This is a genomic window from Skermanella stibiiresistens SB22 (assembly GCF_000576635.1).
GTDB lineage: Bacteria > Pseudomonadota > Alphaproteobacteria > Azospirillales > Azospirillaceae > Skermanella > Skermanella stibiiresistens.
On record NZ_AVFL01000013.1, the window covers coordinates 26,214 to 51,429 of the forward strand.

Consider the following 25,216-nt stretch of genomic DNA (forward strand, 5'->3'; position numbering starts at 1 on the left):
CCGTCAGTCGGCCTTCGCGGTTTCCTTGCCTTTACCGTCACCGCCGCCGTTCTGCTTCTCGGCCAGATCCTCGACCTTCTCGCGCACCTTGTCGTTCGGCTGGTTGTCCGGATCGACCTCGATCTTGACCGGCGCGGTGCCGTCATCGATCATGTCGAGCTTCTTCGCCGCCGCCTTCGACAGGTCGAGCACACGACCCTCGACATAGGGACCGCGGTCGTTGATCTTGACGTCGACCGACTTGCCGGTCTCCTCGTGCGTCACCGTCGCGGTCGAACCGAGCGGCAACTCCTTTGAAGCGGCGGTCAGCTTCTTCTCGTCGAACTTCTCGCCGTTGGCGGTCTTGCGGCCGTTGAACTTGCCGCCGTAGAAGGAGGCCTCGCCCTCGATGACGACGCTGTCATCGGATTTGCCGTCGCTGGATTTCTCCTGGGCGATGGCTGTCCCAAGAAGCGCGCCGCTCAACCCAAGTGCCGTGACAAATGAAACCACGTAAGTACGCATGCCGATTTCCACCCCTCCAAGACGTGGCACCTAAACATCGGTCCCTCGTCCGGGGTTCCGGCTTGATTAAGTGGTAGTCGGGTGACGTGTTTTTCTTCACGCGGCGACAAATCGTCCGATACTAGGATTCGCCCTAGCCTTCATGCGGGGAATCATCGATGGTGAGGCCTGTATCTTTCGAGTGGTTATCTTTCGGGTGATGGACGCTCCATGACGGATCCTGTCGCATTCCTCCTGGCCGTCATCGGCCTGCTGGCCACCCCCGGACCAACCAACACGCTGCTGGCCGCCTCCGGCGCCGCGGTGGGGGTTAGGCGGTCGCTGCCCCTGATCGTGGCCGAGGCGGCGGGATACCTGTGTTCCATCCTGTCGCTGTCCCTGGTGCTGGGACCGATCGCGCAATCCTGGCCGCCGTTCAATCCCTTGCTTCGCGTCCTGTGCGGCTGCTACCTGGCCTATCTCGCCTGGCGCCACTGGAACGCCGTCACCGCGTCGATCGATCCGGCGCCGGTTCCGTTCGACAGGGTGTTCGTCACGACCTTGCTGAATCCCAAGGCGCTGATCTTCGCCTTCACCGTGATCCCTCATCTCGCCAGCGGCGACTTCATTGCGGCCACGCCTTACCTCGCCAGCCTCGTCGGGCTGATCGCCGTCCTCGCCACCACCTGGATCACGATCGGCGCCAGCCTCACGGTTGGCGATGCCAGTGGTTCACGGCGGCTATGGGTGGGGCGGGCGAGCGCCGCCGTGCTGGGGCTTTTCGCCGTGATCATTTCCGGTTCCGCCTTCGCGGGGTGAGATTTCGCGCCGGCGCGTGGCTCATTTGCATCATTTCGATCAAATTACCGTGGTTGGCGATTTGCGGCTTTGTCCGCACCGCACTATATTCCATAATCAACATGTGGTGTTCCCTACGGGAAGGCCGTTCTCCAGACTGAACCAGAGGGAACCGGGAGTTGCTGTCCCAGAAAGCCAAGTACGCGTTGCAGGCCCTGCTGGCGCTCGCCGAACTTGACGAGGGCGATTCGCTGATGATCGGCGACATCGCCGAGAAGCAGAGGCTGCCCAAGCGCTTTCTCGAACAGATCCTGCTCGATCTCAAGCATCAGGGCGTCGTGCAGAGCTGGCGCGGCAAGAACGGTGGCTACGCGCTGCTGAAATCGGCGGACAAGATCACGTTCGGCGAGATCGTGCGGATCATCGACGGCCCTCTGGCGCCGCTGCCGTGCCTCAGCCGCATGGCCTATCGCAAGTGCGACGACTGCGTCGACGAGGAGCGGTGCGCGGTGCGCCGGGTCTTCGCCTCGGTCCACGACGCGACCACGGAAATCCTTGACAGCATGACTCTCACGCGGGCACTGAACGGCGGGGAAGTCCGGGAGCTGCTGCGCGGCACCGGATAACCGGACCGGGTAGGCACCGGGCAACCGCAACCGGGTGACCGCATGACGTGGGAACAGGGTGCGCTCCTGGTGGTGCTGGGAGCGACGCTCGGGGTGTTCATCCTCGACCGCTGGCGCTTCGACATCGTCGCCATGGCTGGCCTGATGACCTGCGTGCTGGCCGGCATCATCCGCCCGGAAGCCGCCTTCGCCGGGTTTGGCAACCCAGCCGTGATCACCGTCGCCATGGTCCTGATCATCAGCCGCACGCTGGGGCGCTCCGGCGTGGTCGACGAGGTGGCGCACCGCCTGACGGCGGGGATCACCTCTCCGGCCGGGCATGTCGCGGCGGTCTGCGGTCTGGGGGCGCTGCTGTCCGCCTTCATGAACAATGTCGGGGCGCTGGCGCTGCTGATGCCGATAGCGCTCTCCACCGCCAAGCGGTACGGCTACTCGCCCGCCATCCTGCTGATGCCGCTGTCCTTCGCGACATTGCTGGGCGGCATGACGACGCTGATCGGGACACCGCCCAACCTACTGATCTCGACGTTCCGGGCCGATGCCACCGGCAACCGGTTCCTGATGTTCGACTTCCTGCCGATTGGCCTCGCGGTGAGCGTCGCCGGCGTGGCCTATCTGGCGCTGGTCGGCTGGCGCCTGATCCCGCGCGAGCGCGGCGTTCCACGCGACGACATCGACCGCTTCCGGGTCAGCGACTACGTGACCGAAGCCCTCGTCAGGCCCGGTTCGCCCTGGGCCGGCCGGAAGGTGGCCCATCTGGAGGCCGAGCACGGCGCCAAGGTGATCGGCACCATCCGCGATGGCCGCCGGGTCTTCGCCCGTCCCGGCACCGTCAGCTTCCAGTCCGGCGACATCGTGCTGCTGGAGACCGACACCGCCACGCTCCGCCATCTGGTCGAGCTGGAGGGCTTCGCCCTGGTGGCGCAGGGTGCCGGCGGACGGGAACTGGTCCTGACCGAGGCCATCGTGATCCCCAACGCCCTGATCCAGGGCAGCAGCGCGCTGTCGCTGGACCTCCGGCAGCGCTGGGGCGTCAACTTGGTCGCGGTGTCGCGTCAGGGCCGCCGGTTCGAGGGACGGCTGCGCGACGCCAACCTCAGCGCCGGCGACATCCTGCTGCTCGACGGCGACCGCGACATCGTGGCCGAGGCCATGGCCGAGCTGGGCTGCGTCCCGCTGGCCGACCGCAAGCTGGAGTTCGAGCCCCAGCGCTCGATCCTGGCGTTTCCCCTGTTCGGCATCTCGGTCGCCATCGCCGCCTTCGACCTCGCCTCCGCCGCGGTCGCCTTCACCTGCGCCGTGATCGCGATGCTGGCGACCCGCGTCATCCGCCTCGGCACCCTCTACGAGGGCGTCGACTGGCCGGTGATCACGCTGCTGGGCGCCATGATCCCGCTCGGCACGGCGGTGCAGACGACCGGCCTCGCCGACAGGATCGGCGACGCCGTCATCATGCTGGCGCCCCAGGCGGGCGCCTTCGGGATGCTGGTGGTGGTCCTGCTCGCCACCATGGCGGTGACGCCGGTGCTGAACAACACCGCGACCGTGGTGATCATGGCCCCGGTGGTGATCAGCATCGCCCGGCAACTCGGCGTCTCGCCCGACGCCTTCCTGATGGCGGTGGCGATCGGGGCGTCCTGCGACTTCCTGACGCCCTTCGGCCACCACAACAACTCGATCATCCTCGGCCCCGGCGGCTACCGGTTCGGCGATTTCTGGCGTGTCGGCCTGCCGCTGGAGCTGATCGTGATCGTCCTGTCGTTGCTGATCATTCCCCGCGTCTGGGGGTTCTGAGCGCCGGAAGGGTGACCCCGCGTCACCCGTGGTCGGGGATGATCCGCTCCTCCCGCAGCCGGGCGAACAGGTCGTAGAAGCTGTCGGGCGTGCTCTGATAGTCCAGGAAGCCGGCCTTGCGGCTCTTGGTCATGTCGGTCACGACCTCCATCGGCCGCCCCAGGTCGGCGTCGGTGTGCCACCAGGATGCCAGCCGGGCGACATCGGGCTCGACCAGATCGTGCCGCTCGGCGATCCGGCGCCAGATCGGGGCGGCGTCCGCCATAGCTTGCTCCAGCGGGCGGATCTCGCCGGAGAAGGGGGCGGGCTCCACGCCGAAATACGCAGCGATCCGGGGCCACAGCCATTTCCAGCGGAAGATGTCGCCATTGACCACGTTGAAATCTTGGTCGCGGCCGGCGTCCGAGGTCGCCGCCCATTCCAGGTGTCGGGCCAGCAGGCGGGCGTCGGTGATGTCGGTCAAGCCGTTCCACTGCGTCGCGGAGCCAGGGAAGGCGAAGGGGGTGCCGGTCTCGCGGCAGATCTCGGCGTGGACCGCCAGCGTGACGCCCATGTTCATGGCGTTGCCGACGGCGTAGCCGATGATGGTGTGGGGGCGGTGGACGCTCCAGCCGAAGCCCTCGCGCTTGGCGGCGGCGAAGACCTCGTCCTCCTGGGTGTAGTAGAAGTTGGCGACCTCCTGCCGGCCCTGCTCCTCGCGGAACGGGGTCTCGGGCACGGCGCCCGCGCCATAGGCCTCGAACGGACCGAGATAGTGCTTGAGGCCGGTCACCAATGCCACGTGCTTGAGGCTGGGCGCCGCTCCGATGGCATCCATCAAGTTGCGCACCATGCCGCCGTTGACCAGGACGTTCTCCGCCTCGGTGGCTTGGCGCGACCAGGCGGAAATGAAGACGTGGCTGACGTCCAGGCCCTTGAGGGCGGTGGCGGTCTCCTCGGCCTTGGTGAGATCGGCGGCGATCGGCTTGATCGCCGGTTGGCGGAAGGTTGGCCGCCGCGCCAGTCCGTGGACGGTCCAGCCATCCTCGATCAGCCTTTCGGCGAGATTGCCGCCAACGATACCGCCGGCGCCGACGATGAGCGCGGATTTCAACATGAGGGTCTCTCCAATGGCTTCGGGGTAAAAAAACAGCCCATCCGTTAACGGAACGGAACTGTCTTCAGATCAAATGGCTAAATCTAAAAATTGTACCATGCGAAAACGCGTAAGCTCGTCTGCGAGGGAATCAATTTGACAATCCGAGAATGTGACAAATATGGTGGAGGCTTGAATGAACAGGGTGCCATGCCGCTATTTTTGGCATTCTATCAAAAATTTCTGTGAATAAGCGAGGCGGATCGATATGACGCGGATCGATGGGGCGGTGAACAGGATGATCGCGGGCGGTGTGGCCGCGGCCCTGTGCCTGCTGGGTGCTCAGGCCCAGGCCGAGGTGTCCAGCGTGCGGTTCGCCCGCCAGCTCGGCCTTGGCTATCTCCAGCTCTACGTGGCGCAGGACCTGAAGCTGGTCGAGAAGCACGCCAAGGACGCGGGCCTCGGTGACTTGACCGCCACCTACACGCCGCTTGGCAGTCCGTCCGCCGTCAACGACGCGTTGCTGTCGGGCAGCGCCGAATTCGCGGCGGCGGGCATCCCGCCCTTCATCATCCTGTGGGACAAGACCCGCTCCAACGTCGATGTCCGCGCGCTGGGAACGTTGAATTCCCAGCCGGCCTACCTGAACACCAACCGCCCCGATGTGAAATCCCTGGCCGATTTCACCGAGAAGGACAGGATCGCGGTGCCGACGGTCAAGCTGTCGTATCAGGCGATCATCCTGCAAATGGCGGCGGAGAAGCAGTTCGGCGAGGGTCAGTACGCCAAGCTGGACACCCGCACCGTCTCGCTCAGCCATCCCGAGGCGACGATCTCCCTGCTGTCCGGCAAGACCGAGGTGACCGCCAGCTTCACCAGCCCGCCCTTCCAGTACCAGCAGCTTGAGAGCGACAAGATCCACCGGGTGATCAGCTCCTACGACGTGCTGGGCGGCCCGGGCTCGTTCAGCGCGCTGTGGACCACCGGTCGCTTCGTCAAGGACAATCCGAAGACCGCAAAGGCCGTGCTGGACGCGATGGACGAGGCTGGCGCCTTCATCAAGGAGAACCCGGCGAAGGCCGCCGAGATCTATATCCGCCTGGAGAACTCGAAGCTGGCGCCGGAGTTCATCGAGCGGATCATCACCGATCCCGAGATCCAGTACTCCACGACGCCACAGAACATTCTGAAATACACCGATTTCATGGCGCGGGTCGGCTCGATCAAGAACAAGCCGGCGGATTGGCGGGAGCTGTTCTTCCCCGATCTGCACGATCGCGCCGGCAGCTGATGATCCGCGACGCCGGGAATCCAACCGCATGACGGAGGCACCGAAAGCCATGGGCCGCGTTCTCCCTTTTTCCACGCAGGATGGCGCAGCGCGGGATGTCGACTCCGGCGTGCTGCTCGATGTCGATGACGTGACGCTCCAGTACAAGACGGACGACCGGCTCGTCACCGCGACGTACAAAGTCGATTTCCAGGTCCATCGGGGCGACCGCTTCGTCCTGCTGGGGCCGTCGGGCTGCGGCAAGTCCAGCCTGCTGAAGGCGGTCGCTGGTTTCATCAAGCCGGTCGAGGGCGCCATCCGCCTGAATGGCGAGCCGGTGCGCGGCCCCGGTCCCGACCGCATGGTCGTGTTCCAGGAATTCGACCAGCTGCTGCCGTGGAAGACGGTGTTCCAGAACGTGCTGTTCCCGCTTCGCGCCCGCGGCGTTCCCGCCAAGGAGGCGGCCGAGCGGGCGCGCGACTACATCGCCAAGGTCGGGTTGGACCGTTTCCGCGACAGCTACCCGCACACCTTGTCGGGCGGCATGAAGCAGCGGGTCGCCATCGCCCGAGCCATGGCGACGGAGCCGGAAATCCTGCTGATGGACGAGCCGTTCGCGGCGCTCGACGCGCTGACCCGCCGCCGGATGCAGGAGGAACTGCTCCAGCTGTGGGACGACGTGCGGTTCACCATGCTGTTCGTCACCCACTCGATCGAGGAGGCGATCATCGTCGGCAACCGCATCCTGGTGCTGTCGCCGCATCCCGGGCAGGTCAAGGCCGAACTGAACGCCCACGCCTTCGGCCACGAGAAGAGCGAGGGCTTCGCCGCCCTGGAGAACCGCATCCACACCATGCTGTTCGCCGACCAGCCGACGGCGCCGGTCAAGACGACGCGGGCCGCCCGGCCATGACCTCCCACCAGAACCGCCTGGTCCCCCAGATCCGCCCCGAGTTCGAGCGCGAGGTCCTGGAGGCTGGCGTCATCGGCGACATCAGCCGGCCGCTCTCCCCGTGGGAGCGGCTGGCCGGCAACACGCTCGCCCGCCGCGTCCTGATCCTGGTCCTGCTGGGCGCCGCGTGGCAAGGCTACGCCGTGTGGTCGCAGAACCCGCTGATGTTCCCGACGCTGTCGGAGACGCTGGCGACGCTGTGGACCAGCCTGGTCGATGGCAACCTGCTGGAGCGCTGCCTGACCTCGCTCCGCGTGCTGCTGGTCGGTTACGCGATCGGCATCGTCGCGGCGGCGGTCCTGACCATGCTGGCTGTCACCACGCGCTTCGGCAACGACCTGCTGAGCACGCTGACCTCCATGTTCAACCCCTTGCCGGCGATCGCCCTGCTGCCGCTGGCGCTGCTGTGGTTCGGCCTGGGGGAGGGCAGCATCACCTTCGTGCTGGTCCACGCCGTGCTGTGGCCGATGGCGCTCAACACCCATTCCGGCTTCATGGGTGTCAGCGAGACCCAGCGGATGGCCGGGCAGAACTACGGCCTGAAGGGCCTGCGCTACGTCATGCTGATCCTGGTGCCGGCGGCGCTGCCGTCGATCCTGACGGGGTTGAAGATCGGCTGGGCCTTCGCGTGGCGCACGCTGATCGCGGCCGAGCTGGTGTTCGGCGTCAGCTCCGGATCGGGCGGCATCGGCTGGTTCATCTACGAGAATCGAAATCAACTGGAGATCCCGAGCGTCTTCGCCGGCCTGCTGATGGTGATCATCATCGGGTTGCTGGTCGAGAGCGTGATCTTCCGGACCTTGGAAATCAACACGGTCAGAAAATGGGGAATGCAGCGATGAGCCAGAGCTCGACGCTTCTCGACGCGACGCGGGACCATATCCAGGTCACCCCGACCTCGCCGGTGCTCGGTGCCGAAATCACCGGGATCGATCTGTCGGGCGGATTGGACGACCGTCAGTACCAGGTCGTCAACCAGGCCCTGCTGGACCATCGCGTCATCGTGCTGCGCGGCCAGGACCTGTCGGACGACGACCTGCTGGCGTTCAGCCGCCGCTTCGGCACGCTCGACAAGGCGCCACCCAACGAGAACGGCAAGCAGTTCGTGCCCGGTTACGAGGAGATCTACGTCATCTCCAACGTGATCGAGAACGGCGTCGCGATCGGCGCGCTGGGCGCCGGCGAGGCGTCATGGCACACCGACATGTCGTTCCTGCCCGACCCGCCGCTCGGCAGCGTGCTCTATTCGCTGGAGGTGCCGCCGACGGGGGGTGACACGTGGTTCCTCAACACGGTGCTGGCCTATCAGTCGCTGCCGGACGCCTTGCGCGCCCGCGTCGACACGCTGTCGCTCAAGCATGACAGCACGACCAACAGCGGCGGCTACCTGCGCCACGGCTACAAGCGGCCGACCGATCTCTCGACCTCGCCGGGCACCGTCCACCCCTTGGTGACCACCCACCCGGAAAGCGGCGACCGCGCCCTGTACCTGGGCCGCCGCCTGAACGCCTATGTGGTGGGCCTGCCGATCGAGGAGGGCGAGGCCCTGCTGGACGAGTTGTGGGCCTATGTCGCGCAGGCCAAGTTCACCTGGGCCCATTCCTGGCGGAAGGGCGATCTGGTGATGTGGGACAACCGCGTCACGATGCACCGCCGCGACAGCTTCGACAACCAGCACCGCCGCCTGATGCACCGCACGCAGATCCGCGCCCGTCACAAGGCGTGACGCTGCTGGCGTAAGGGGGGAGGCTCGCTGGATGATCCGGCGGGTCGCTCCCCCCGCCCCTCAATTCGCGTAGAAGATATCCAAGCCCTCGGACTCCGACGTCAGCGCCTCCACGGCGTGCTCGGCGTCGGATAGGGCGTCCCACAGCTCGTGCGCCAAGGCGCGCCGATCCTGGTTGGCGCCGACGTTGCCGATCAGGCGGCCCAGCTTGCGGTGGGTGATCAGGGCCTTGTGGCGGACCCAGGCGACACGCGCCTGGTCGGGGTCGCCGACGCGGTCCTCGACGTCGCGGAGGCTGACCACGGTGTCCTCGGACAGGAATGTCAGGCGGATGTAGGCGGCGGGCATCCCGCCGGTTTGGCGCAGCACGGTTCCCGGACACTGGATCATGGCGAAACCGGCGCGCCACGCGCCATCGTCGGTCAGGCTCAGGATCACGTCGAAGGCGTCGGCGGGCTTGAAGCGCTCGCCACCGGCCGGTACCGGCGCCGGGACGACCCAGGTGCCCGCCAGCGCGCTGACCGCGTCGATCATCATCGGGTGAGACGCCAGCGCCGCGAGGAATTTCAGCGGTGGATGGCCCAGCCGCGTGGCGGCGCCGATCGCCATGACACCCTCGGCGCCCAGGACGCGGAAGGGAGCGGCGATCGAAGCGGGGCTTTGGCGATGGCTGGGCGCCTCCCCGCGGAGGCTGACCGACCAAGCCGGTGGCTCGATGGCCAGGTGGCGGTCGGGATTGAAGGCAGGTTCCGCGCCCGGTTGACCGTTCCGGCGCGACGTCAGTGGAATGATCATGGCATCCATAGGCATCGCTCCTCCGTCGTTTATCCGTTATCAGGCATGCGTCATCAACAGGGCTCCATCATTCCCCATAATCACGACCAACTCAATAGAGATTAGGGGGTTCGTGATTTTTTCGTTAATGGGCCGGGTACGGATCACCGATCCGCACCCGGCCCGTGGAAGATCAGCGGCCGAGTGTCAGCGGCTGGCCGCCAGCGCCTGATCCAGATCGGCGATGATGTCGTCGATATGTTCGATGCCGATCGACAGGCGGACATACCCCTCGCTGACGCCGGTCGAGAACTGCTCCTCCGCCGTCAGCTGCGAGTGGGTCGTGCTGGCGGGGTGGATCGCCAAGCTGCGCGAGTCACCGATATTGGCGACGTGATACAGCAGCTTCAGCCCGTCGATGAAGGCGCGGCCTGCGTCGCGGCCCCCTTGCAGCTCGAACCCGACCAAACCGCCGTAGCCGCCCTTGAGGTAGGTGTCGGCCCGCTCGCGGTCGAGACCCTTTTGGAGGCCGGGATAGATCACCTTGGTGACGGAAGGGTGCTTCGACAGGTATTCCGCCACGGCGGCGCCGTTCCGGCTGTGCTCGCGGATGCGGAGCGGCAGCGTCTCCAGACCCTGGATGATCTGGAAGGCGTTGAACGGGCTGAGCGCGCAGCCGAGGTCACGCAGCAGGGTGGTGCGCGCCTTGATGATGTAGGCGACCGGCCCGATGCCCTTGACCGCCTCGACCCAGACGGCGCCGTGGTAGCTGGGGTCGGGTTGGTTCAGCAGGGGCTGGCGTTCCGCGTGGGTCGCCCAGTCGAAGGTTCCGCTGTCCACGATCATGCCGCCGATCGAGGTGCCGTGGCCGCCGATGTACTTGGTGGTCGAATAGACGATCACCGCCGCGCCATGGTCGAACGGCCGCGCCAGGATGGGGGCGGCGGTGTTGTCCACGATCAGCGGAATGCCGAACGGCCGGCCGATGTCGGCGACCTCGCGGATCGGGAAGACGGTCAGCTTGGGATTGGGCAGCGTCTCGGCGTAATAGGCGCGGGTGCGCTCGTCGGTGGCGCGGCGGAAGTTCTCCGGGTCGGTCGGATCGACGAAGCGGACCTCGATGCCCTGCTGTTTCAGCGTGTTGGCGAACAGGTTCCAGGTGCCGCCGTACAAGTTGGTGGAACTGACGATGTTGTCGCCGGCTTGCGCCAGGTTTTGCACCGCCAGCGCCGACGCCGCCTGTCCGGAGCTGACCGCCAGGGCCGCCACGCCGCCCTCCAGCGCCGCGATGCGCTTCTCCAGCACATCGGTCGTCGGGTTCATGATGCGGGTGTAGATGTTGCCCAGTTCCTTCAGCGAGAACAGGTTGGCGGCGTGCTCGGTGTGCTGGAACTGGTACGACGTCGTCTGATAGATCGGCACGGCGACGGCGCCGGTCGCGGGATCGGCGCGATAACCGGCGTGCAGGACCAGTGTCTCGGGATGGGGGGCGTCGGGGGTCTTGCCGGTGGCGCTCATGGCTTCGCGATTCCTCGTTTCTTGGGCTCGTTCCTGAGTGCGGTTCAGGTCCGCGTGGGCGCCACGCTACACGATCGCGGGCCCGCTGTGTATCGCCTTCGTGAGATGATGTGTGAATTGAAGTGTATCTCTCGGATATTCAGCAGGCGCGTCATGTATATTCATCGGGCGCCTGCATCGCGACTTTGCTGGAACGACTTTTCTGTCGAGTGTGATGATCGACATTGCTTCATGGCCGGGAGACCTTATGTTCCCTCCCAGGGTTCGGCCGTCGCGACGCGGCCCGGTCATCGCATCGTCGCGCGTGGGAGCAACGGGTCCATGAGTGAAGTACAGTTCGCGGTGCCGGAATTCGCCGCGCCGGACGATATGACGACGCCGGTGTCGGTCTCGCGTCCCAGCGACAAGGTGTGGAACCTGCTGCGCGCCGACGCGGTGCGGATCTCGGCGGAGGAGGAGATCCTGCGCGGGTTCATCCATGGCGCCGTGCTGTTCCACGACGACTACGCCAGCGCGCTGGGCGCCTTGCTCGCGCACAAGCTGGGCGACCGCAACATGCCGGCCGAGCGGCTGGAGCGCCTGACCCACGAGGCCCTGATCGAGGATCCCGGCATCGTCGACGCGGGAGCGGCCGACCTGATCGCCATCCTGGAGCGCGATCCCGCCGCCGACAGCTATCTGACGCCGTTCCTCTACTTCAAGGGCTTCCACGCGCTGCAATGGCATCGCATCGGCCATTGGCTATGGACCCACGGCCGCCACAGCCTCGCCCATTTCCTGCAAAGCCGGGTGTCGGAGGTCTTCGCGATCGACATCCATCCAGCGGTGCCGATCGGGCGCGGCGTCTTCATCGACCACGGCACCGGTCTGGTGGTCGGCGAGACCGCCGAGATCGGCAACAACGTGTCGATCCTCCAGGAGGTGACGCTGGGTGGCACCGGCAAGGAGCATGGCGACCGCCATCCCAAGGTGCGCGATGGCGTGCTGATCTCGGCCGGTGCCAAGGTGCTGGGCAACATCGTCATTGGCCGGGGCGCCAAGATCGGCGCCGGCAGCGTCGTGCTGAAGGAGGTGCCGGAATGCGCCACCGTCGTCGGCGTCCCGGCCAAGGTGGTCGGCTGGTGCAGCGGCCCGGCGGCGGCCCTGGCCATGGACCAGAGCCTCCCGGAGCCGGATTACAGCATCTGAGGGCGAAAGCCGGCTTGGGACCTCACGGCTTCCAGCCTCGGAGCGTCAGCGCGTTGGCGACGACGCTGACAGAGCTGAGCGCCATGGCGGCACCGGCGAGGATCGGGCTCAGATAGCCTAGCGCCGCCAGCGGGATGCCGATCACGTTATAGGCGAAGGCCCAGAACAAGCCCTGGCGGATCTTGGCGTAGGTCCGCCGCGACACGTCGAGCGATCCCGCGACAAGGGCCGGATCGCCGCGCATCAGCGTGATGCCCGCCGTGTGCATGGCGACATCGGTGCCGGTCGCCATGGCGATCCCGACATCGGCGGCGGCCAGCGCCGGCGCGTCGTTGACGCCGTCGCCGACCATGGCGACCGTCTTGCCCTCGGCCTTGAGGCGGGCCACCACCTCGGCCTTGTCGCCGGGCAGGACCTCGGCGAACACCCGGTCGATTCCCAGCTCCCGCGCCACCGCGTTGGCGGCGCCCGAGCCGTCGCCGGTGACCATCACCGTCTCGATCCCGCGCGCCCGCAGTGCCGCGGCCGCCTCGCCGGCACCTTGCTTGACGGTGTCGCCGAACGCGACGAAACCCAGCACGCGGGCATCCGGCGCCATCTGGGCCAGCCACGACACCGTGCGGCCCGAAGCCTCCAATCCATCGGCGGCGCCTTCCAGGTCACCGGGCGCCAAACCGTTCTCCGCCAGCAAACGCCTCGTGCCGAGCAGGAGCGCGCGGCTCTCGACCATGCCCGAGACGCCGCGGCCGGCCAGCGCCTTGAAGCCGGTCACCGGGACGGCGCCGACGGCCTCGGCTTCGGCCAGATCGCGCACCGCGCGGGCCAGCGGATGCTCGCTGCCGTGCTGGAGCGAAGCCGCCAGCCGAAGCAACACGCTCCTGTCCATACTGGCTGACGGCACCAGATCGGTCACGCGCGGCCGGCCCTCGGTCAGCGTGCCGGTCTTGTCGAACGCCACGACGGTGACCGCGTGAGCTCGTTCCAGCGCCTCGGCGTCCTTGATCAGGATGCCGTGGCGGGCGGCGGCACCGGTTCCGACCATGATCGCGGTCGGGGTGGCGAGACCCAGCGCGCAGGGGCAGGCGATCACCAGGACCGACACCGCCGTCAGGATCGCGTGTTCCAGGTCGCCACCCACGGCCCACCACGCGACGAAGGTGACGGCGGCGATCACCAGCACCACCGGGACGAAGACGGCGCTGACCTTGTCCACCACGCGCTGGATCGGCGCCTTGGACGCTTGGGCGCCCTCGACCATGCGGACGATGCGGGCCAGTGTCGTCTCCGATCCGACCGCCAGCGTCTCGACCGCCAACAACCCATCGACATTGATCGATCCGCCCGTGACGGCGGCGCCGGGAGCCTTCTCGACCGGTAGGCTCTCTCCCGTCAGCATGCTCTCGTCGACCGAGCCCTCGCCCTCGGCCACCCGGCCATCGACCGGGACGCGCTCGCCGGGGCGGATCATGACGATGTCGCCGACGCGCACCCGCTCGACCGCGACCTCGCGCTCGACGCCGTCGCGGCGGACGCGGGCGGTATCGGGCCGCAGGTCCATCAGCGCGCGGATCGCGGCGGCGGTCTGGCCCTTGGCCCGGCTTTCCAGCCACTTGCCCAGCAGGATGAAGGTGATCAGCACGGCCGACGCCTCGTAATAGAGGTGCGGCGCATGGCCCGCATGGGCGGTCAGGAGCAGGTAGGTGCTCAACCCCCAGGCGGCGGAGGTCCCGATCGCGACCAGCAGGTCCATGTTGCCGGCCCCGGCCCGCACGGCCTTGAAGGCGGCGACGTAGAACCTCCACCCCAGCCAGAACTGGACCGGCGTCGCCAGCGCGAACTGCGCCCAGCCCGGCACCATGATGTCGAGCCCTACGAGGTCACCGATCATGCCGCCGACCAGCGGCAGTGACAGCGCCGCCGCGATCAGCACGCGGATCAGATCATGCCGCCGCCGCTCGCGGGCCGCGTCGGCGGCCTTGTGGCCCGCTCCGGCCTCGTCCGCGACGATCGGGCTGGCGTGGAAGCCCGTGCGGTCCACGGCGGCGATCAGTGTTCCCTGGTCGATGCCGGTACCTACCACGTGCGCTCGCTCGGTCGCCAAGTTGACGGACGCCTCGGTGACGCCGGAAACCCGGCGCAGCGCCTTCTCCACCCGCCCGACGCACGACGCGCAGGTCATGCCCTCGATGGTGAGATCGATCTCGACCGGATCGGGCGTGCTGGGTTTTTCGCTGGTATGCGCTTCGGCCGCGGCATAGGCCATGACTGCCTCCTGGACTCTCATCAACCCATATGGATGGGGCTTCCAGTCGTGGGAAGGTCAAGGACTTTTTGCCGCGCCCCTCGTGAATGCTTCCGTAAGCGGGTCCATGCGCTTCTCCCAGTCGAGATGCTTGAAATTCATATCACTGGGTGATACAAATCGTGACTGTTAGAGTGTTCAAGGACCTTGAATTCGATGACTGGGCGCGAGGAGATGGGGTCACGGACGCCATGCTTCGCGCAGTCGCGCTGGAGATAGAGGACGGTCTGGTCGATGCCAGATTGGGTGGCTTCCTGATCAAGAAAAGGATTGCCGCACTCGGTCGCGGCAAGAGCGGCGGCTACCGGACCATCGCCGCGTACCGGCAGGGCGATCGTTTGATCTTCCTTCATGGTTTCGCCAAGAACGAGAAGGACAATATTACCAAGAAGGAGAAGAAGGCTCTCCAGAACCTTGGTGATGAGTATATGAAACACGCCAACGCGACGCTCGAGCGGCAGATCGCCGAAGGCCTGATTCTGGAGATCACGTGTGATGAGCAGAATTCTCGAAAACGTCCATAAGTCGGCGAAGCGTCTCCACGACAAGGGCTACATGGACAATGTCACCATGTGGGAGTTCGACGCGCTCTGCCTGCCGCCGAAGAGACTTTTCTCCGCGGAGGATATCCAACGCATTCGGGCCAAGAACCAAGTCAGCCAAGCCGTGTTCGCGGCGTTTCTTGGTGTTGGCAAGACCACCGTTCAGCAGTGGGAGCAGGGTCTCAAGAAACCGAGTGGGCCGGCTGCCAAATTGCTCGACGTGGTCGATCGCAAGGGGTTGTCCGCCCTGACGTGACGGTGTCCAAAGCCTTGCAGCCGACCGCCGCCATTCAGAGGTCGGCTCCAGTCAATGTCACCCCCGCATCTGGCGCAGCAGCTTCGCGGCTTCGATCGCGGAGTAGGTCAGGATCGCGTCGGCGCCGGCGCGCTTGAAGGCGAGCAGGGTTTCCATCACGATCTTGTCGTTGTCGAGCCAGCTGTTGGCGGCCGCCGCCTTCAGCATCGCGTACTCGCCGCTGACCTGATAGACGAAGGTCGGCACGGCGAAGGTCTGCTTGACCCGGGAAACGATGTCCAGATACGGCATGCCCGGCTTGACCATCACCATATCGGCGCCCTCCTGCAGGTCCAGGGCGACCTCGCGCAGGGCCTCGTCGGTGTTCGCCGGATCCATCTGGTAGGTGCGCTTGTCACCCTTCAGCAAGCCGCCCGTGTTCAGCGCGTCGCGGAACGGCCCATAGAACGCCGACGCGTATTTGGCGGCGTAGGAGCAGATCCGGACGAGCTGGTGGTCGCGGGCGTCCAGCGCGTCGCGGATGGCGCCGATCCTGCCGTCCATCATGTCGGACGGCGCCAGGATGTCGATGCCGGCGTCGGCCTGCGCCAGCGCCTGGGCCACCAGCACCTCGACCGTCTCGTCGTTCAGGATCACGCCGTCCTCACGCACCAAGCCGTCATGGCCATGGCTGGTGTAGGGGTCCAGCGCCACGTCGCCGACCAAGCCCAGTTCGGGGAACTGGCTCTTCAGCGTCCGGATCGTGCGGCACATCAGGTTATCGGGATTGGCGGCCTCGGCGCCATCGGGCGTCTTGAGGTCGATGGGCGTCACCGGGAACAGGGCGACCGCCGGGATGCCCAGCTCCACCGCCTCGCCGACATGGGCCACCAGCAGGTCGAGCGACAGCCGTTCCACGCCGGGCATCGAGGCGATCGGCTCGCGCCGGTTCTCGCCGTCCACCGAGAAGATGGGAAGGATCAGGTCGTCGGTGCTCAGCCGGTTCTCGGCGACCAGCCTGCGGGTCCAGGCGTCGGCCCGGTTGCGCCGGGGCCGCATGCGCAGGCTGAGCTGCCGCTTGGCGGCGAGATCGGCCGCCGCGGCGTCGATCGCGGCGGCGGCGGCCGTGACGGGCGGTGTGACCGGGGATCCGGCGGGCCGGGCGGCCTGCCGATTGAACAGCTTGGTGAACATCGGACCTGGAACTCGTTAGTGGCGGCAGGGACTGTACGCCCTTCAGGCAAGCGGCCTCAATCCCGGATCTTGTGCCTGGAGCTCCCAACGGTCCTTCTTCTTGACATAGCTGCTCCTCAAACCGGGCGTGAAGCGGGCGCCCTCCCACGATCGCACCAGGAAAGTGACGGTGGCGTCGTCGCCGTGCCCGTCGATCGTGATGAAGTTGTACGCGTTGGGCTCGTTCCGCAGCCGGGTCGATGTCGCGGTCGAGGCCTGCGCCACCAGGATCGACCGCGCGACCTTGGTGTGGTGGCTCATGATGTCGCCGTTGTAGGCCTTGTGCAGGTGGCCGGCCAGCATCAGGTCGACCCCGGCGTCCTCCAGCCGGCGCAGCGCCAGCCGGGCCCTGCCGACCAGCGTCGTCTCCGGCGCGTCGGGCGGCGGCAGGAACGGGTGGTGGGTGAAGAAGATCTTGAAGCGCTCGGGGCCGGCGTCGCGCAGCGTCCGGTGCATGTTCTTGATCTGCGACCTGCTGATGCGGCCCTCGGCGAAGTCGAGGATCCACGGCCGCACCGTGTTGACGCCGACCACCACCAAATCGTCGTCCTGGTGGACCGGGCAGAGATCCTCGCTGATATAGCGCTTGTAGTTGCGGTAGGGATCGGTGAAGCGGCCGAACAGGTTGAAGTTCGGGATGTCGTGGTTGCCCGGTATCACCATGTACGGCATCGTCAGCCGGTCGAGGAACGCCCGCGCGTCCTCGAACTGGCCACGCCGCGCCCGCTGCGTCAGATCGCCGCTGATGATCGCCAGCGATGGCTTCTGCTCGGTCAAATCCTCCACCAGCGCCTCGACCACCATGGGATCGATGCGGCCGAAATGCAGGTCGGAGATATGGGCGACGGTTCTCTTCATGGATTCCCAGATGGGGTTGCCGGATGGGTTTTCACCTCACGCGTTCGGCCGGCGCCGCTCAGGCGCTCTCGCGCCTTTGCTGCTCCGCCGCATCCGCCATCCGCTGGTCGGCGTCGACCGGGCTGGCCGCCTCTCCCTGCGCCGGGATCAGCATCCTCAGCCCGCCGGCCAGCATCCGGTAGCGCAGCGGCGCCTCCATGCGGTGGACCTCGCCGTCGTTGGCGACCTTCAAGGTCCGGCGCCGGCTCTTGACGGTGAACTCGGTCAGGCTCATCACCTCCAGCTCGGCGTCGCGCTGCCAGGTGCCCAGGACCAGCGCCACCATCATCTTCGCCATCTTGAACGGCTGGCGGTGCTTGGCGACGTAGAGCGCCAGCTTGCCAGTGTCCAACCGCGAGCGCTTCAGGAAGCTGCCGAACCCCTCGTCATAGGGGTTGTTGGCGACGGCCAGGATCGGCGTGGTCAGGCGCCTCGTGCCCTCCTCGGTCTGCAAGCGGACCCGCAGCAAGGGGTACTGCTTCAGCGCCCTGCACATGGCGATCGCCATGGCCGGCCATTTGCTGAGGCCGCGCTCCTCGCGGACCTCCTCGCGCTCCTGCACCATCATCGGGTAGAGGCCCAGAACCGAGTGGTTGAGGAAGACGGTGCCGTTGACGTCGCCGATGTCCATCGGCTTGATCCGGCCACGCGCCAGCAGCGGCACCGCCTCCCGGATGTCCAGCGGAATGCCGAGATCCTTGGCGTAGAGGTTGAGCGTGCCGAGCGGCAGGATGCCTAGGGCCTTGTCGGTTCCCATCAGCTTGCCGGCGGCGGTCGCCACCGTCCCGTCGCCGCCGCCGACCACGACCACGTCGGCGTCGGACGCGACCGCCTTGTCGATCGCCGCGACGATCTCCGGTCCCGACGCCGCCGTGACCGTGGCGGTGTGCCCGGCCTCTTCGAACAGACGCTTGACCTCGCCGACCGATTCTTCGATCGGCTTGCCCACCAGCGAACCGGCGGCGCCATTGAGGACGACAGACACTTTCATGGGACGGGTTCCACTCCGGAACGGCGGTGAACGGGGATGAGCCCTGGTCTGGGGTCAACACCAGGGGCCGTGCCGATGTTCCCCACGGCGGCGCTCCGGCGCCACGCGCGTTCCCCCGCGCATCCCCGCTCCGCGTGACGCCGCGATCAGGTTCGATTGACAGCGACTCCGGCGCCCCTATCATCCACTTTCGATAAGAACCGGGAGGAAAGCGAGACGCCATGGATTTCGACCTGTCAGAGGACCAGCGCGCGTTCCAGGAGACCGCCCGCGGCTTCGCCACCGAACACATGGCGCCGCACGCCGGCGACTGGGACGAGAACCAGATCTTCCCGGTCGACACCCTGCGCCACGCCGCCGAGCTGGGCTTCGCCGGCATCTACTGCCGCGACGATTTCGGGGGCTCGGGCTTGTCCAGGCTGGACGCAGCCGTGATCTTCGAGGAATTGGCCGCCGGCTGCGTCTCGACCGCGGCGTATCTGTCAATCCACAACATGGCGTCGTGGATGATCGACACGTTCGGCGACGAGGCCCAGCGCGGGCGCTGGCTGCCGCGCCTGACCTCGATGGAACATTTCGCCAGCTATTGCCTGACGGAACCGGGAGCGGGATCCGACGCGGCGTCGCTCAAGACGCGGGCGGAGCGCGATGGCGACCACTACGTGCTGAACGGCTCGAAGGCCTTCATCTCGGGCGGTGGCGTCGCCGACATCTATGTCGTGATGGTCCGTACCGGCGAGCCCGGCCCCAAGGGCATCTCCTGCGTCGTGGTGGAGAAGGGGACGCCCGGCCTGTCGTTCGGCAAGAAGGAGCGGAAGCTCGGCTGGAACAGCCAGCCGACCGCCGCGGTGATCTTCGACGACTGCCGGGTGCCGGTCGCCAACCGGCTGGGCGCCGAGGGCGACGGCTTCAGGATCGCCATGAAGGGGCTGGACGGTGGCCGGCTCAACATCTCCGCCTGCTCGCTCGGGGGAGCCCGCGCCTGCCTGGAACTGGCGCGCGACCACATGAACGTCCGCCAGCAGTTCGGCCGCAAGCTGGCCGACTTCCAGGCGCTCCAGTTCCGGCTGGCCGACATGGCGACCGAACTGGAGGCGGCGCGGCTGATGGTCCATCGCGGTGCGGCGAAGTTGGATGACGGCGGCTCGGAGGCCACGCTATATTGCGCCATGGCGAAACGCTTCGCCACGGATGCCGGGTTCAAGATTTGCAACGAAGCCTTGCAGCTTCACGGCGGCTACGGTTACATCAGGGAGTATCCCGTGGAGCGCTATCTCCGCGATGTCCGCGTGCATCAGATCCTGGAGGGCACCAACGAGATCATGCGCCTGATCATCGCCCGGCGCCTCCTGTCCGCCTGATCCATCCGACTTTTTCCCTCCGCCCACTCCCGCGGCGCGTCCCCATCCCACCATCACCATCCACGGCCACGAAACGGACCCCATGACGACCACCGCCCAAGCCTCATCGGGAGCGGCCAGCGCCCCTGAAATCACGTTCGACCGCCAAGGCCCCCTCGCCATCGTGACGCTCGACCGGCCCAAGGCGCTGAACGCGTTGACCTTGGGCATGATCCGCGAGTTCGATCCCCGGCTGGCGGAGTGGGCCGCCGATCCCGAGGTCGAGGCCGTGATCGTCCGGGGCGGCGGCGACCGCGCGTTTTGCGCCGGCGGCGATGTCCGGGCGGTGGCGGAGGCGGGCAAGGCCCTGAGGGAGGGACGCGGCGACGGCGCGTTGACCCGCGACTTCTTCCGCGAGGAATACGTCCTCAACCGGCGCATCCATACCCTGTCCAAGCCTTACATCGCGCTGCTCGACGGCATCACCATGGGCGGCGGCGTCGGCTTGTCGGTCCCCGGTTCGCACCGTGTCGTGACGGGCAAGACCCTGTTCGCCATGCCGGAAACCGGCATTGGCCTGTTCCCCGATGTCGGCGGAAGCTGGTACCTGCCGCGCTGCCCCGGCGAGATCGGGACCTACCTGGCCCTGACCGGCGCCCGGATGCACGCGGCCGACACCCTATACACCGGGCTCGCCACCCATCATGTGGCGAGCGACCGGATCGCCGGCCTGGTCGAGGCGCTGGCCGCCGCCGACTGGTCGGGCGGCGCCAACGCCACGGTGGATGGTGTCCTGCAAGGGTTCGCCGAGCCGGCCGGCGAGCCGCCGCTCGCGTCCCGGCGCGACGCGATCGACCGCTGCTTCGGCTTTGATTCGGTTGAGGAGATTTTGGGCGCCCTGGAAAAGGACGGAACCGATTGGTCGGTCTCCACGTTGGAAAATTTAAGTCAGATGTCTCCAACGAGCCTCAAGGTCACCCTGCGGCAAATCAGGCTGGGCGCGAGCCTGTCATTCGATGACGCGATGATCATGGAGTACAGGATGAGTCAGGCGTTCATTCAAGGGGACGACTTCTACGAGGGCATCCGCGCCCTCCTGGTCGACAAGGACCGGTCGCCCAAGTGGCGCCCGTCCAGCCTCGGCCAAGTCGGCGCCGACGATGTGGAGCGGTATTTCGCGCCGCTCGGCGCCCAAGATCTCAGCTTCTCCTGAAATCCTCGACATAATGGAAAACAGCCAAAGAACACGATCCGGGGGAGACATCTGAGATGGCGAGCGTTGCTTTCATCGGTCTCGGCAACATGGGATTGCCGATGGCCCTCAATCTGGTCAAGGCGGGCCACGAGGTCACCGGGTTCGACGTCTCGGCGTCCAACCTGGACGGTCTCACCAGCGCTGGCGGCAAGTCCGCCGCCAGCGCCGGAGCGGCGGTGGCGGCGGCGGATGTCGTCATCACCATGCTGCCGGCCGGCCACCATGTCCGGCAGGTCTACCTGGGCGGGACTGGGGGCGGGACTGGGGGCGGGGCCGGGGGCGGTCAGGATGGAGGGGGCGTGCTCGCCTCCGCCAAGCCCGGCGCCCTGCTGATCGATTGCTCGACGATCGACGTGGACAGCGCGCGGGCGGTGGCCTCCGCCGCGGCGGATGCCGGGTTCGCCATGCTCGACGCGCCGGTGTCGGGCGGGACCGGTGGCGCCGCGGCCGGCACGCTGACCTTCATGGTCGGCGGTCCGGAGGAGGCTTTCGCCAGGGCCGAGCCCTATTTGGCCCTGATGGGCAAGGCCGTGATCCACGCGGGCGGCCCAGGCACCGGCCAAGCCGCCAAGATCTGCAACAACATGGTCCTGGGCATCTCGATGATCGCCGTGGGCGAAGCTTTCGTCCTCGCCGAAAAGCTGGGCTTGGACCACCAGAAATTGTTTGATATCAGTTCTAAATCATCCGGACAGTGTTGGTCCCTCACGACCTACTGCCCGGTGCCTGGACCCGTACCAACCTCACCCGCCAACCGGGACTACCAGCCGGGTTTCACGGCGGAGATGATGCTGAAGGATCTGAAGCTTGCGCAGCAGGCGGCGAGTAATTCCGGGGCGGCGACGCCTTTGGGTGCCGAAGCGGCGGCGCTCTATACGGTTTTCGCCAATAACGGCAGTGGCAAGCTGGATTTTTCCGCGATTATCAAGATGCTTCGTGGAACGTGTTGAGTTAACGTATTACTAGAAAGGCGCCGGAGTCCTTGACCTTGATGGACTTCGGAACCGGGAGAATGGAGAAAGCCGTGCGACAGCCCTACTATGACAGCATCCTCCTGATCGAGCGTCTGCATCGACACTTTCTGGAGGTGCTGAAGACCGAATTGGATCGTTTGGGAATCCAGGACATCAACAACGTCCAGAGCCTGATCCTCTACAACATCGGTGACGATGAGCTGACCGTCGGCGAGTTGACCGCGCGCGGCTACTATCTTGGCTCGAACGTGTCCTACAACGTCAAGAAGATGGTCGAGAACGGCTATCTGGGCCAGGAACGGTCGCCTCACGACCGCCGCTCGGTCCGGGTCCGCCTGTCCGACAAGGGGCTCGATCTGCGCGACAAGATCAGCAACATGTTCGAGCGTCAGATCAAGGCGCTGGACAAGGCCGGTCTAGCCGACGAGGAGCTGATCAAGGCCAACGAGACCATGCGCAAGCTCGAGCGCTTCTGGTCGTCGTCCCTCGACTACAGCGGCTTCCCGGTCACCTCCGCCGCCTGAGGCGGCGAAGGGGGGACCAGAAGCGTCGCCATCGCGGCCCGGCGTGCAGCTGGTCCCAGAGCGGTGTTGGGCGTCAACCCAACACCGTCCAGTCCGCGCATTTCCCCGCTGGGAAGAAATCCCAGGGGAACCGGTCTCAGCCGAACGCCTGCAAGCCGGTCTGCGCCCGGCCGAGGATCAGCGCGTGGATGTCGTGCGTTCCCTCATAGGTGTTGACGGCCTCCAGGTTCATGACGTGGCGGATCACGTGGTATTCGTCCGAGATCCCGTTGCCGCCCAGCATGTCGCGGGCGACGCGGGCGATGTCGAGCGACTTGCCGCAGTTGTTCCGCTTCATCAGGCTGATCGCCTCCGGCGGTGCCCGATGCTCGTCCTTGAGCCGGCCGAGCCGCAGCGCGCCGTGCAGCCCCAGCGTGATCTCGGTCTGCATGTCGGCCAGCTTCTTCTGGATGAGTTGGGTCGCCGCCAGCGGCTTGCCGAACATCTTGCGGTCCATGGTGTACTGCCGGGCCTGATGCCAGCAGAACTCCGCCGCTCCCATCGCCCCCCATGAGATGCCGTAGCGGGCGTTGTTGAGGCAGCCGAACGGCCCCTTCAGCCCCTTGACGTTGGGCAGCAGGTTGTCGTCGGGCACGAACACGTCATCCATTGCGATGCCGCCGGTGATCGAGGCGCGCAGGCTGAACTTGCCCTCGATCTTGGGCGCGGTCAGCCCCTTCATGCCCTTTTCCAGCACGAAGCCCCGGATCTCGCCCGCGTCGTCCTTGGCCCAGACGACGAAGACGTCGGCGATCGGCGAGTTGGTGATCCACTGCTTGGAGCCGCTGATCGACCAGCCGCCGTCGACCTTGCGCGCCCGCGTCTTCATGCCGCCCGGATCGGAACCGGCGTCCGGTTCGGTCAGGCCGAAGCAGCCGACCCATTCGCCGGTCGCCAGCTTGGGCAGGTACTTCTGGCGCTGTTCCTCCGTCCCATAGGCGTGGATCGGGTGCATCACCAGCGACGACTGGACCGACATGGCGGAACGGTAGCCGCTGTCGACCCGCTCGACCTCGCGCGCGATCAGGCCATAGCTGACATAGCCGACGCCGGCGCAGCCGTAGCCGTCGATAGTCGGGCCGAGCAGGCCCAACTCGCCCATCTCGGTCATGATCTCGCGATCGAAGCGCTCATGCCGGTTCGCTTCCAGCACGCGCGGCATCAGCTTGTCCTGGGCATAGGCGCGGGCGCTGTCGCGCACCATCCGCTCCTCCTCGGACAACTCATCCTCCAGCAGCAGCGGATCTTCCCACTGGAACGCGGTCTTTTGGGAAACGGCCTCTGGGGTCATGGCTGGCGGCACCGTCATGGCTGCTTCATCACCAGGTGCCGCTTCGGTCGTCGCGACGTTCGGGTTCGCGGTCATTGTTGATTCTCCGACTCGATTTCCGGGACCGATCCTGGCGTGACGAGCCAAGCGGCACCCGGTCGTTGGACGAATTTACCGGATCGAAAGGCTTCCGGCACTAAGCACCTGAGTCGATGCCGTCGATTACCGGCGGCATGGCCGCCGGACAGGCGATTACCGGTGGCATGGCCGCCGGATGGAGGAACGGGATGGCTAAGCCGCCGGGTCGCGAGGTCCTGCTGGAGTTCCAGCGGGTCGGTTCATACATGAAGGCGACGGCGATGGACCCCGAGACGATGACGGAGGTCAGCGTGGTCGGCCCGGTCAATCACAGTCAGGAACTGCTTCGCCGCACCGTCATCGCCAAGCTCGAATACGTCCTCGCCCGGAAGGCTGGCGCGCCACCACGTTAGATGGCACCAGCCGGCATCCCTGGCGGCTGTCGCGAGATCACCTGACGTGCGGCATGACGACACGGGGCAACCGCGGGAAGAGCTGAAAATAAAAACGGACAGGTGAACGGAGCATGATGTCCGTTCAACCTGTCCGTTAGTCAGTCCATGCTTGTCGACTTGTCAGAACGCCGGGCTGGCAATTCGTTTCATCCCGCTCGTCTGGTCGCTCCACCTGATTTCCGCGTCACTGGCGCGCTTCGCCGCCGGCTCCGTAACCTTGTATCCGGTGACCGGATCCGGCGGGAGGGAACGCGGCGCCAAGCCGATCGCGGGGAGCGGCGGGGTTCAGGACGCCTTGCGTCGGGTCTGCCTGCCGGAGGAACGGCCGAGGCCGATCTTCTTGGCGAATTCGGACCGCTGCGCGGCATAGTTCGGCGCCACCATCGGATAGTCCGGCGGCAGGTTCCACTTCGCGCGGTACTCGTCCGGAGTCATCCCATAGGTCGACCGCAGGTGCCGCTTCAACATCTTCAGCTTCTTGCCATCTTCCAGGCAAACGATGTATTCGGGCGTCACCGACTTGCGGATTGGCACGGCGGGCTTCTGCGGCTCGGCCTGAACCTCGCGCGGCTGGCCATTCAGACCAGTCAACGAGGAGAAAACCGTATTGATGACTTCCGGGATTTGGGTCGCGGGAAGCACATTCTTGCTGACGTAAGCGGATACTATATCCGCCGTCATCCTCAGAATGGCCCCGTCCGGCGCGTCGTGTTCAAGCTGGTCACTCATGCCCAGTATCCTGATTATTCATTGTGTTCGATGCTCTTCAAGTCGCACATGGGGATTTGGGTGTCAATAAAATTTCCGCAAGAGGTTCAAAGGTTATTTTAATTCGGTTATGGATTTCATCCACACGGCAAGATTGGGAACCCATAGA

At 66.2% G+C, this 25,216-nt stretch carries 25 protein-coding genes; 15 read left to right on the top strand and 10 right to left on the bottom strand.

All coding sequences use genetic code 11. The features are described from left to right. Nucleotides 1-3: 3 nt before the first annotated feature. Nucleotides 4-504: a septal ring lytic transglycosylase RlpA family protein gene (locus N825_RS36625; RefSeq protein WP_084164863.1), complete on the bottom strand. Its 501-nt coding sequence runs from the start codon at nucleotides 502-504 to the stop codon at nucleotides 4-6. Between the two features lie 210 nt (nucleotides 505-714). Here N825_RS36625 and N825_RS17960 point away from each other — a divergent pair, with 210 nt between their 5' ends. From N825_RS17960 to N825_RS17970, 3 genes are all read left to right on the top strand, one after another. Beyond that, nucleotides 715-1,302, top strand: coding sequence for a LysE family translocator (locus tag N825_RS17960; protein WP_037454951.1), 588 nt, complete (start codon nucleotides 715-717; stop codon nucleotides 1,300-1,302). A gap of 158 nt (nucleotides 1,303-1,460) precedes the next feature. Next, nucleotides 1,461-1,907 carry an RrF2 family transcriptional regulator gene (locus tag N825_RS17965; protein WP_037454953.1) on the top strand — a complete coding sequence of 149 codons (447 nt, stop codon included), beginning with the start codon at nucleotides 1,461-1,463 and terminating at the stop codon, nucleotides 1,905-1,907. A gap of 42 nt (nucleotides 1,908-1,949) precedes the next feature. Continuing rightward, the gene (locus N825_RS17970; RefSeq protein WP_037454956.1) at nucleotides 1,950-3,701 is read left to right on the top strand and encodes an SLC13 family permease; all 1,752 of its coding nucleotides are present in this window, start codon (nucleotides 1,950-1,952) and stop codon (nucleotides 3,699-3,701) included. 22 nt (nucleotides 3,702-3,723) lie between these two features. Here N825_RS17970 and N825_RS17975 read toward each other — a convergent pair whose 3' ends face one another. After that, nucleotides 3,724-4,797, bottom strand: coding sequence for an SDR family oxidoreductase (locus N825_RS17975; RefSeq protein WP_037454959.1), 1,074 nt, complete (start codon nucleotides 4,795-4,797; stop codon nucleotides 3,724-3,726). Nucleotides 4,798-5,044: 247 nt separating this feature from the next. Here N825_RS17975 and N825_RS17980 point away from each other — a divergent pair, with 247 nt between their 5' ends. The 4 genes from N825_RS17980 to N825_RS17995 are packed head-to-tail and all read left to right on the top strand — an operon-like array spanning nucleotide 5,045 to nucleotide 8,724. After that, nucleotides 5,045-6,067, top strand: coding sequence for an ABC transporter substrate-binding protein (locus tag N825_RS17980; RefSeq protein ID WP_051512530.1), 1,023 nt, complete (start codon nucleotides 5,045-5,047; stop codon nucleotides 6,065-6,067). A 28-nt stretch (nucleotides 6,068-6,095) separates the two neighbouring features. Then, nucleotides 6,096-6,959: an ABC transporter ATP-binding protein gene (locus tag N825_RS17985; protein ID WP_084164842.1), complete on the top strand. Its 864-nt coding sequence runs from the start codon at nucleotides 6,096-6,098 to the stop codon at nucleotides 6,957-6,959. Further along, complete coding sequence (locus N825_RS17990) at nucleotides 6,956-7,840, top strand: ABC transporter permease (protein ID WP_037454962.1); 885 nt, start codon at nucleotides 6,956-6,958, stop codon at nucleotides 7,838-7,840. Before N825_RS17985 ends, N825_RS17990 begins: the two co-directional genes overlap by 4 nt. Further along, on the top strand, nucleotides 7,837-8,724 hold the full coding sequence (locus tag N825_RS17995) for a TauD/TfdA dioxygenase family protein (RefSeq protein WP_037454965.1): 888 nt from the start codon (nucleotides 7,837-7,839) through the stop codon (nucleotides 8,722-8,724). Before N825_RS17990 ends, N825_RS17995 begins: the two co-directional genes overlap by 4 nt. 60 nt (nucleotides 8,725-8,784) lie before the next feature. On the opposite strand, the gene N825_RS18000 is transcribed toward N825_RS17995, so the two are convergent. After that, nucleotides 8,785-9,519 (bottom strand): hypothetical protein, encoded by a 735-nt coding sequence (locus tag N825_RS18000; protein WP_157619356.1) that lies wholly within the window; start codon nucleotides 9,517-9,519, stop codon nucleotides 8,785-8,787. A 186-nt stretch (nucleotides 9,520-9,705) separates the two neighbouring features. Further along, nucleotides 9,706-11,016, bottom strand: coding sequence for an O-acetylhomoserine aminocarboxypropyltransferase/cysteine synthase family protein (locus tag N825_RS18005; protein ID WP_037454973.1), 1,311 nt, complete (start codon nucleotides 11,014-11,016; stop codon nucleotides 9,706-9,708). 321 nt (nucleotides 11,017-11,337) lie between these two features. Between N825_RS18005 and cysE the strand changes: the two genes are divergently transcribed. Further along, on the top strand, nucleotides 11,338-12,204 hold the full coding sequence (gene cysE, locus N825_RS18010) for a serine O-acetyltransferase (RefSeq protein WP_425423738.1): 867 nt from the start codon (nucleotides 11,338-11,340) through the stop codon (nucleotides 12,202-12,204). A 22-nt stretch (nucleotides 12,205-12,226) separates the two neighbouring features. On the opposite strand, the gene N825_RS18015 is transcribed toward cysE, so the two are convergent. Then, nucleotides 12,227-14,467 carry a heavy metal translocating P-type ATPase gene (locus N825_RS18015; RefSeq protein ID WP_281174368.1) on the bottom strand — a complete coding sequence of 747 codons (2,241 nt, stop codon included), beginning with the start codon at nucleotides 14,465-14,467 and terminating at the stop codon, nucleotides 12,227-12,229. Between the two features lie 173 nt (nucleotides 14,468-14,640). Here N825_RS18015 and N825_RS18020 point away from each other — a divergent pair, with 173 nt between their 5' ends. Further along, nucleotides 14,641-15,030, top strand: a complete 390-nt coding sequence (locus tag N825_RS18020; protein ID WP_245613156.1) for a type II toxin-antitoxin system RelE/ParE family toxin — start codon at nucleotides 14,641-14,643, stop codon at nucleotides 15,028-15,030. Then, the gene (locus N825_RS18025) at nucleotides 15,002-15,304 is read left to right on the top strand and encodes a helix-turn-helix domain-containing protein (protein ID WP_037454975.1); all 303 of its coding nucleotides are present in this window, start codon (nucleotides 15,002-15,004) and stop codon (nucleotides 15,302-15,304) included. Before N825_RS18020 ends, N825_RS18025 begins: the two co-directional genes overlap by 29 nt. Before the next feature lie 57 nt (nucleotides 15,305-15,361). Here N825_RS18025 and hemB read toward each other — a convergent pair whose 3' ends face one another. From hemB to N825_RS18040, 3 genes are all read right to left on the bottom strand, one after another. Continuing rightward, nucleotides 15,362-16,342: a porphobilinogen synthase gene (hemB, locus tag N825_RS18030; protein ID WP_037455231.1), complete on the bottom strand. Its 981-nt coding sequence runs from the start codon at nucleotides 16,340-16,342 to the stop codon at nucleotides 15,362-15,364. A gap of 177 nt (nucleotides 16,343-16,519) precedes the next feature. Continuing rightward, the gene (locus N825_RS18035; protein WP_037454978.1) at nucleotides 16,520-17,374 is read right to left on the bottom strand and encodes a metallophosphoesterase family protein; all 855 of its coding nucleotides are present in this window, start codon (nucleotides 17,372-17,374) and stop codon (nucleotides 16,520-16,522) included. 58 nt (nucleotides 17,375-17,432) lie between these two features. After that, the gene (locus N825_RS18040; protein WP_037454981.1) at nucleotides 17,433-18,404 is read right to left on the bottom strand and encodes a diacylglycerol/lipid kinase family protein; all 972 of its coding nucleotides are present in this window, start codon (nucleotides 18,402-18,404) and stop codon (nucleotides 17,433-17,435) included. Nucleotides 18,405-18,625: 221 nt separating this feature from the next. Here N825_RS18040 and N825_RS18045 point away from each other — a divergent pair, with 221 nt between their 5' ends. From N825_RS18045 to N825_RS18060, 4 genes are all read left to right on the top strand, one after another. Then, nucleotides 18,626-19,765, top strand: a complete 1,140-nt coding sequence (locus tag N825_RS18045) for an isobutyryl-CoA dehydrogenase (RefSeq protein ID WP_037454984.1) — start codon at nucleotides 18,626-18,628, stop codon at nucleotides 19,763-19,765. A gap of 82 nt (nucleotides 19,766-19,847) precedes the next feature. Continuing rightward, on the top strand, nucleotides 19,848-20,957 hold the full coding sequence (locus N825_RS18050; RefSeq protein WP_051512531.1) for an enoyl-CoA hydratase/isomerase family protein: 1,110 nt from the start codon (nucleotides 19,848-19,850) through the stop codon (nucleotides 20,955-20,957). A gap of 56 nt (nucleotides 20,958-21,013) precedes the next feature. Continuing rightward, nucleotides 21,014-21,949 (top strand): 3-hydroxyisobutyrate dehydrogenase, encoded by a 936-nt coding sequence (gene mmsB, locus N825_RS18055; protein ID WP_037454987.1) that lies wholly within the window; start codon nucleotides 21,014-21,016, stop codon nucleotides 21,947-21,949. A 74-nt stretch (nucleotides 21,950-22,023) separates the two neighbouring features. Continuing rightward, nucleotides 22,024-22,497 (top strand): MarR family winged helix-turn-helix transcriptional regulator, encoded by a 474-nt coding sequence (locus N825_RS18060; protein WP_037455237.1) that lies wholly within the window; start codon nucleotides 22,024-22,026, stop codon nucleotides 22,495-22,497. Nucleotides 22,498-22,633: 136 nt separating this feature from the next. On the opposite strand, the gene N825_RS18065 is transcribed toward N825_RS18060, so the two are convergent. After that, nucleotides 22,634-23,827, bottom strand: coding sequence for an acyl-CoA dehydrogenase (locus N825_RS18065; RefSeq protein ID WP_037455241.1), 1,194 nt, complete (start codon nucleotides 23,825-23,827; stop codon nucleotides 22,634-22,636). A gap of 266 nt (nucleotides 23,828-24,093) precedes the next feature. Here N825_RS18065 and N825_RS18070 point away from each other — a divergent pair, with 266 nt between their 5' ends. Next, on the top strand, nucleotides 24,094-24,297 hold the full coding sequence (locus tag N825_RS18070; protein ID WP_037455244.1) for a DUF6898 family protein: 204 nt from the start codon (nucleotides 24,094-24,096) through the stop codon (nucleotides 24,295-24,297). Nucleotides 24,298-24,624: 327 nt separating this feature from the next. Here the strand turns inward: N825_RS18070 and N825_RS18075 are convergent, their stop codons facing one another. Beyond that, entirely contained in the window at nucleotides 24,625-25,068 is a 444-nt protein-coding gene (locus N825_RS18075) for a Ros/MucR family transcriptional regulator (RefSeq protein WP_037454989.1), read from the bottom strand. Nucleotides 25,069-25,216: the final 148 nt, after the last annotated feature.

Coding starts and splice junctions, on each gene's coding strand:
- cysE (WP_425423738.1), top strand. CDS start 11,338: ATGAGTGAAGTACAGTTCGCGGTGCCGGAATTCGCCGCGCCGGACGAT.
- N825_RS36625 (WP_084164863.1), bottom strand. CDS start 504: ATGCGTACTTACGTGGTTTCATTTGTCACGGCACTTGGGTTGAGCGGC.
- N825_RS18065 (WP_037455241.1), bottom strand. CDS start 23,827: ATGACCCCAGAGGCCGTTTCCCAAAAGACCGCGTTCCAGTGGGAAGAT.
- N825_RS18040 (WP_037454981.1), bottom strand. CDS start 18,404: ATGAAAGTGTCTGTCGTCCTCAATGGCGCCGCCGGTTCGCTGGTGGGC.
- hemB (WP_037455231.1), bottom strand. CDS start 16,342: ATGCGGCCCCGGCGCAACCGGGCCGACGCCTGGACCCGCAGGCTGGTC.
- N825_RS18075 (WP_037454989.1), bottom strand. CDS start 25,068: ATGAGTGACCAGCTTGAACACGACGCGCCGGACGGGGCCATTCTGAGG.
- N825_RS18005 (WP_037454973.1), bottom strand. CDS start 11,016: ATGAGCGCCACCGGCAAGACCCCCGACGCCCCCCATCCCGAGACACTG.
- N825_RS17960 (WP_037454951.1), top strand. CDS start 715: ATGACGGATCCTGTCGCATTCCTCCTGGCCGTCATCGGCCTGCTGGCC.
- N825_RS17970 (WP_037454956.1), top strand. CDS start 1,950: ATGACGTGGGAACAGGGTGCGCTCCTGGTGGTGCTGGGAGCGACGCTC.
- N825_RS17975 (WP_037454959.1), bottom strand. CDS start 4,797: ATGTTGAAATCCGCGCTCATCGTCGGCGCCGGCGGTATCGTTGGCGGC.
- N825_RS18070 (WP_037455244.1), top strand. CDS start 24,094: ATGGCTAAGCCGCCGGGTCGCGAGGTCCTGCTGGAGTTCCAGCGGGTC.
- N825_RS17995 (WP_037454965.1), top strand. CDS start 7,837: ATGAGCCAGAGCTCGACGCTTCTCGACGCGACGCGGGACCATATCCAG.
- N825_RS18025 (WP_037454975.1), top strand. CDS start 15,002: ATGAGCAGAATTCTCGAAAACGTCCATAAGTCGGCGAAGCGTCTCCAC.
- N825_RS18050 (WP_051512531.1), top strand. CDS start 19,848: ATGACGACCACCGCCCAAGCCTCATCGGGAGCGGCCAGCGCCCCTGAA.
- N825_RS18045 (WP_037454984.1), top strand. CDS start 18,626: ATGGATTTCGACCTGTCAGAGGACCAGCGCGCGTTCCAGGAGACCGCC.
- N825_RS18035 (WP_037454978.1), bottom strand. CDS start 17,374: ATGAAGAGAACCGTCGCCCATATCTCCGACCTGCATTTCGGCCGCATC.
- N825_RS18000 (WP_157619356.1), bottom strand. CDS start 9,519: ATGATCATTCCACTGACGTCGCGCCGGAACGGTCAACCGGGCGCGGAA.
- N825_RS18015 (WP_281174368.1), bottom strand. CDS start 14,467: ATGGCCTATGCCGCGGCCGAAGCGCATACCAGCGAAAAACCCAGCACG.
- mmsB (WP_037454987.1), top strand. CDS start 21,014: ATGGCGAGCGTTGCTTTCATCGGTCTCGGCAACATGGGATTGCCGATG.
- N825_RS17980 (WP_051512530.1), top strand. CDS start 5,045: ATGACGCGGATCGATGGGGCGGTGAACAGGATGATCGCGGGCGGTGTG.
- N825_RS17985 (WP_084164842.1), top strand. CDS start 6,096: ATGACGGAGGCACCGAAAGCCATGGGCCGCGTTCTCCCTTTTTCCACG.
- N825_RS17990 (WP_037454962.1), top strand. CDS start 6,956: ATGACCTCCCACCAGAACCGCCTGGTCCCCCAGATCCGCCCCGAGTTC.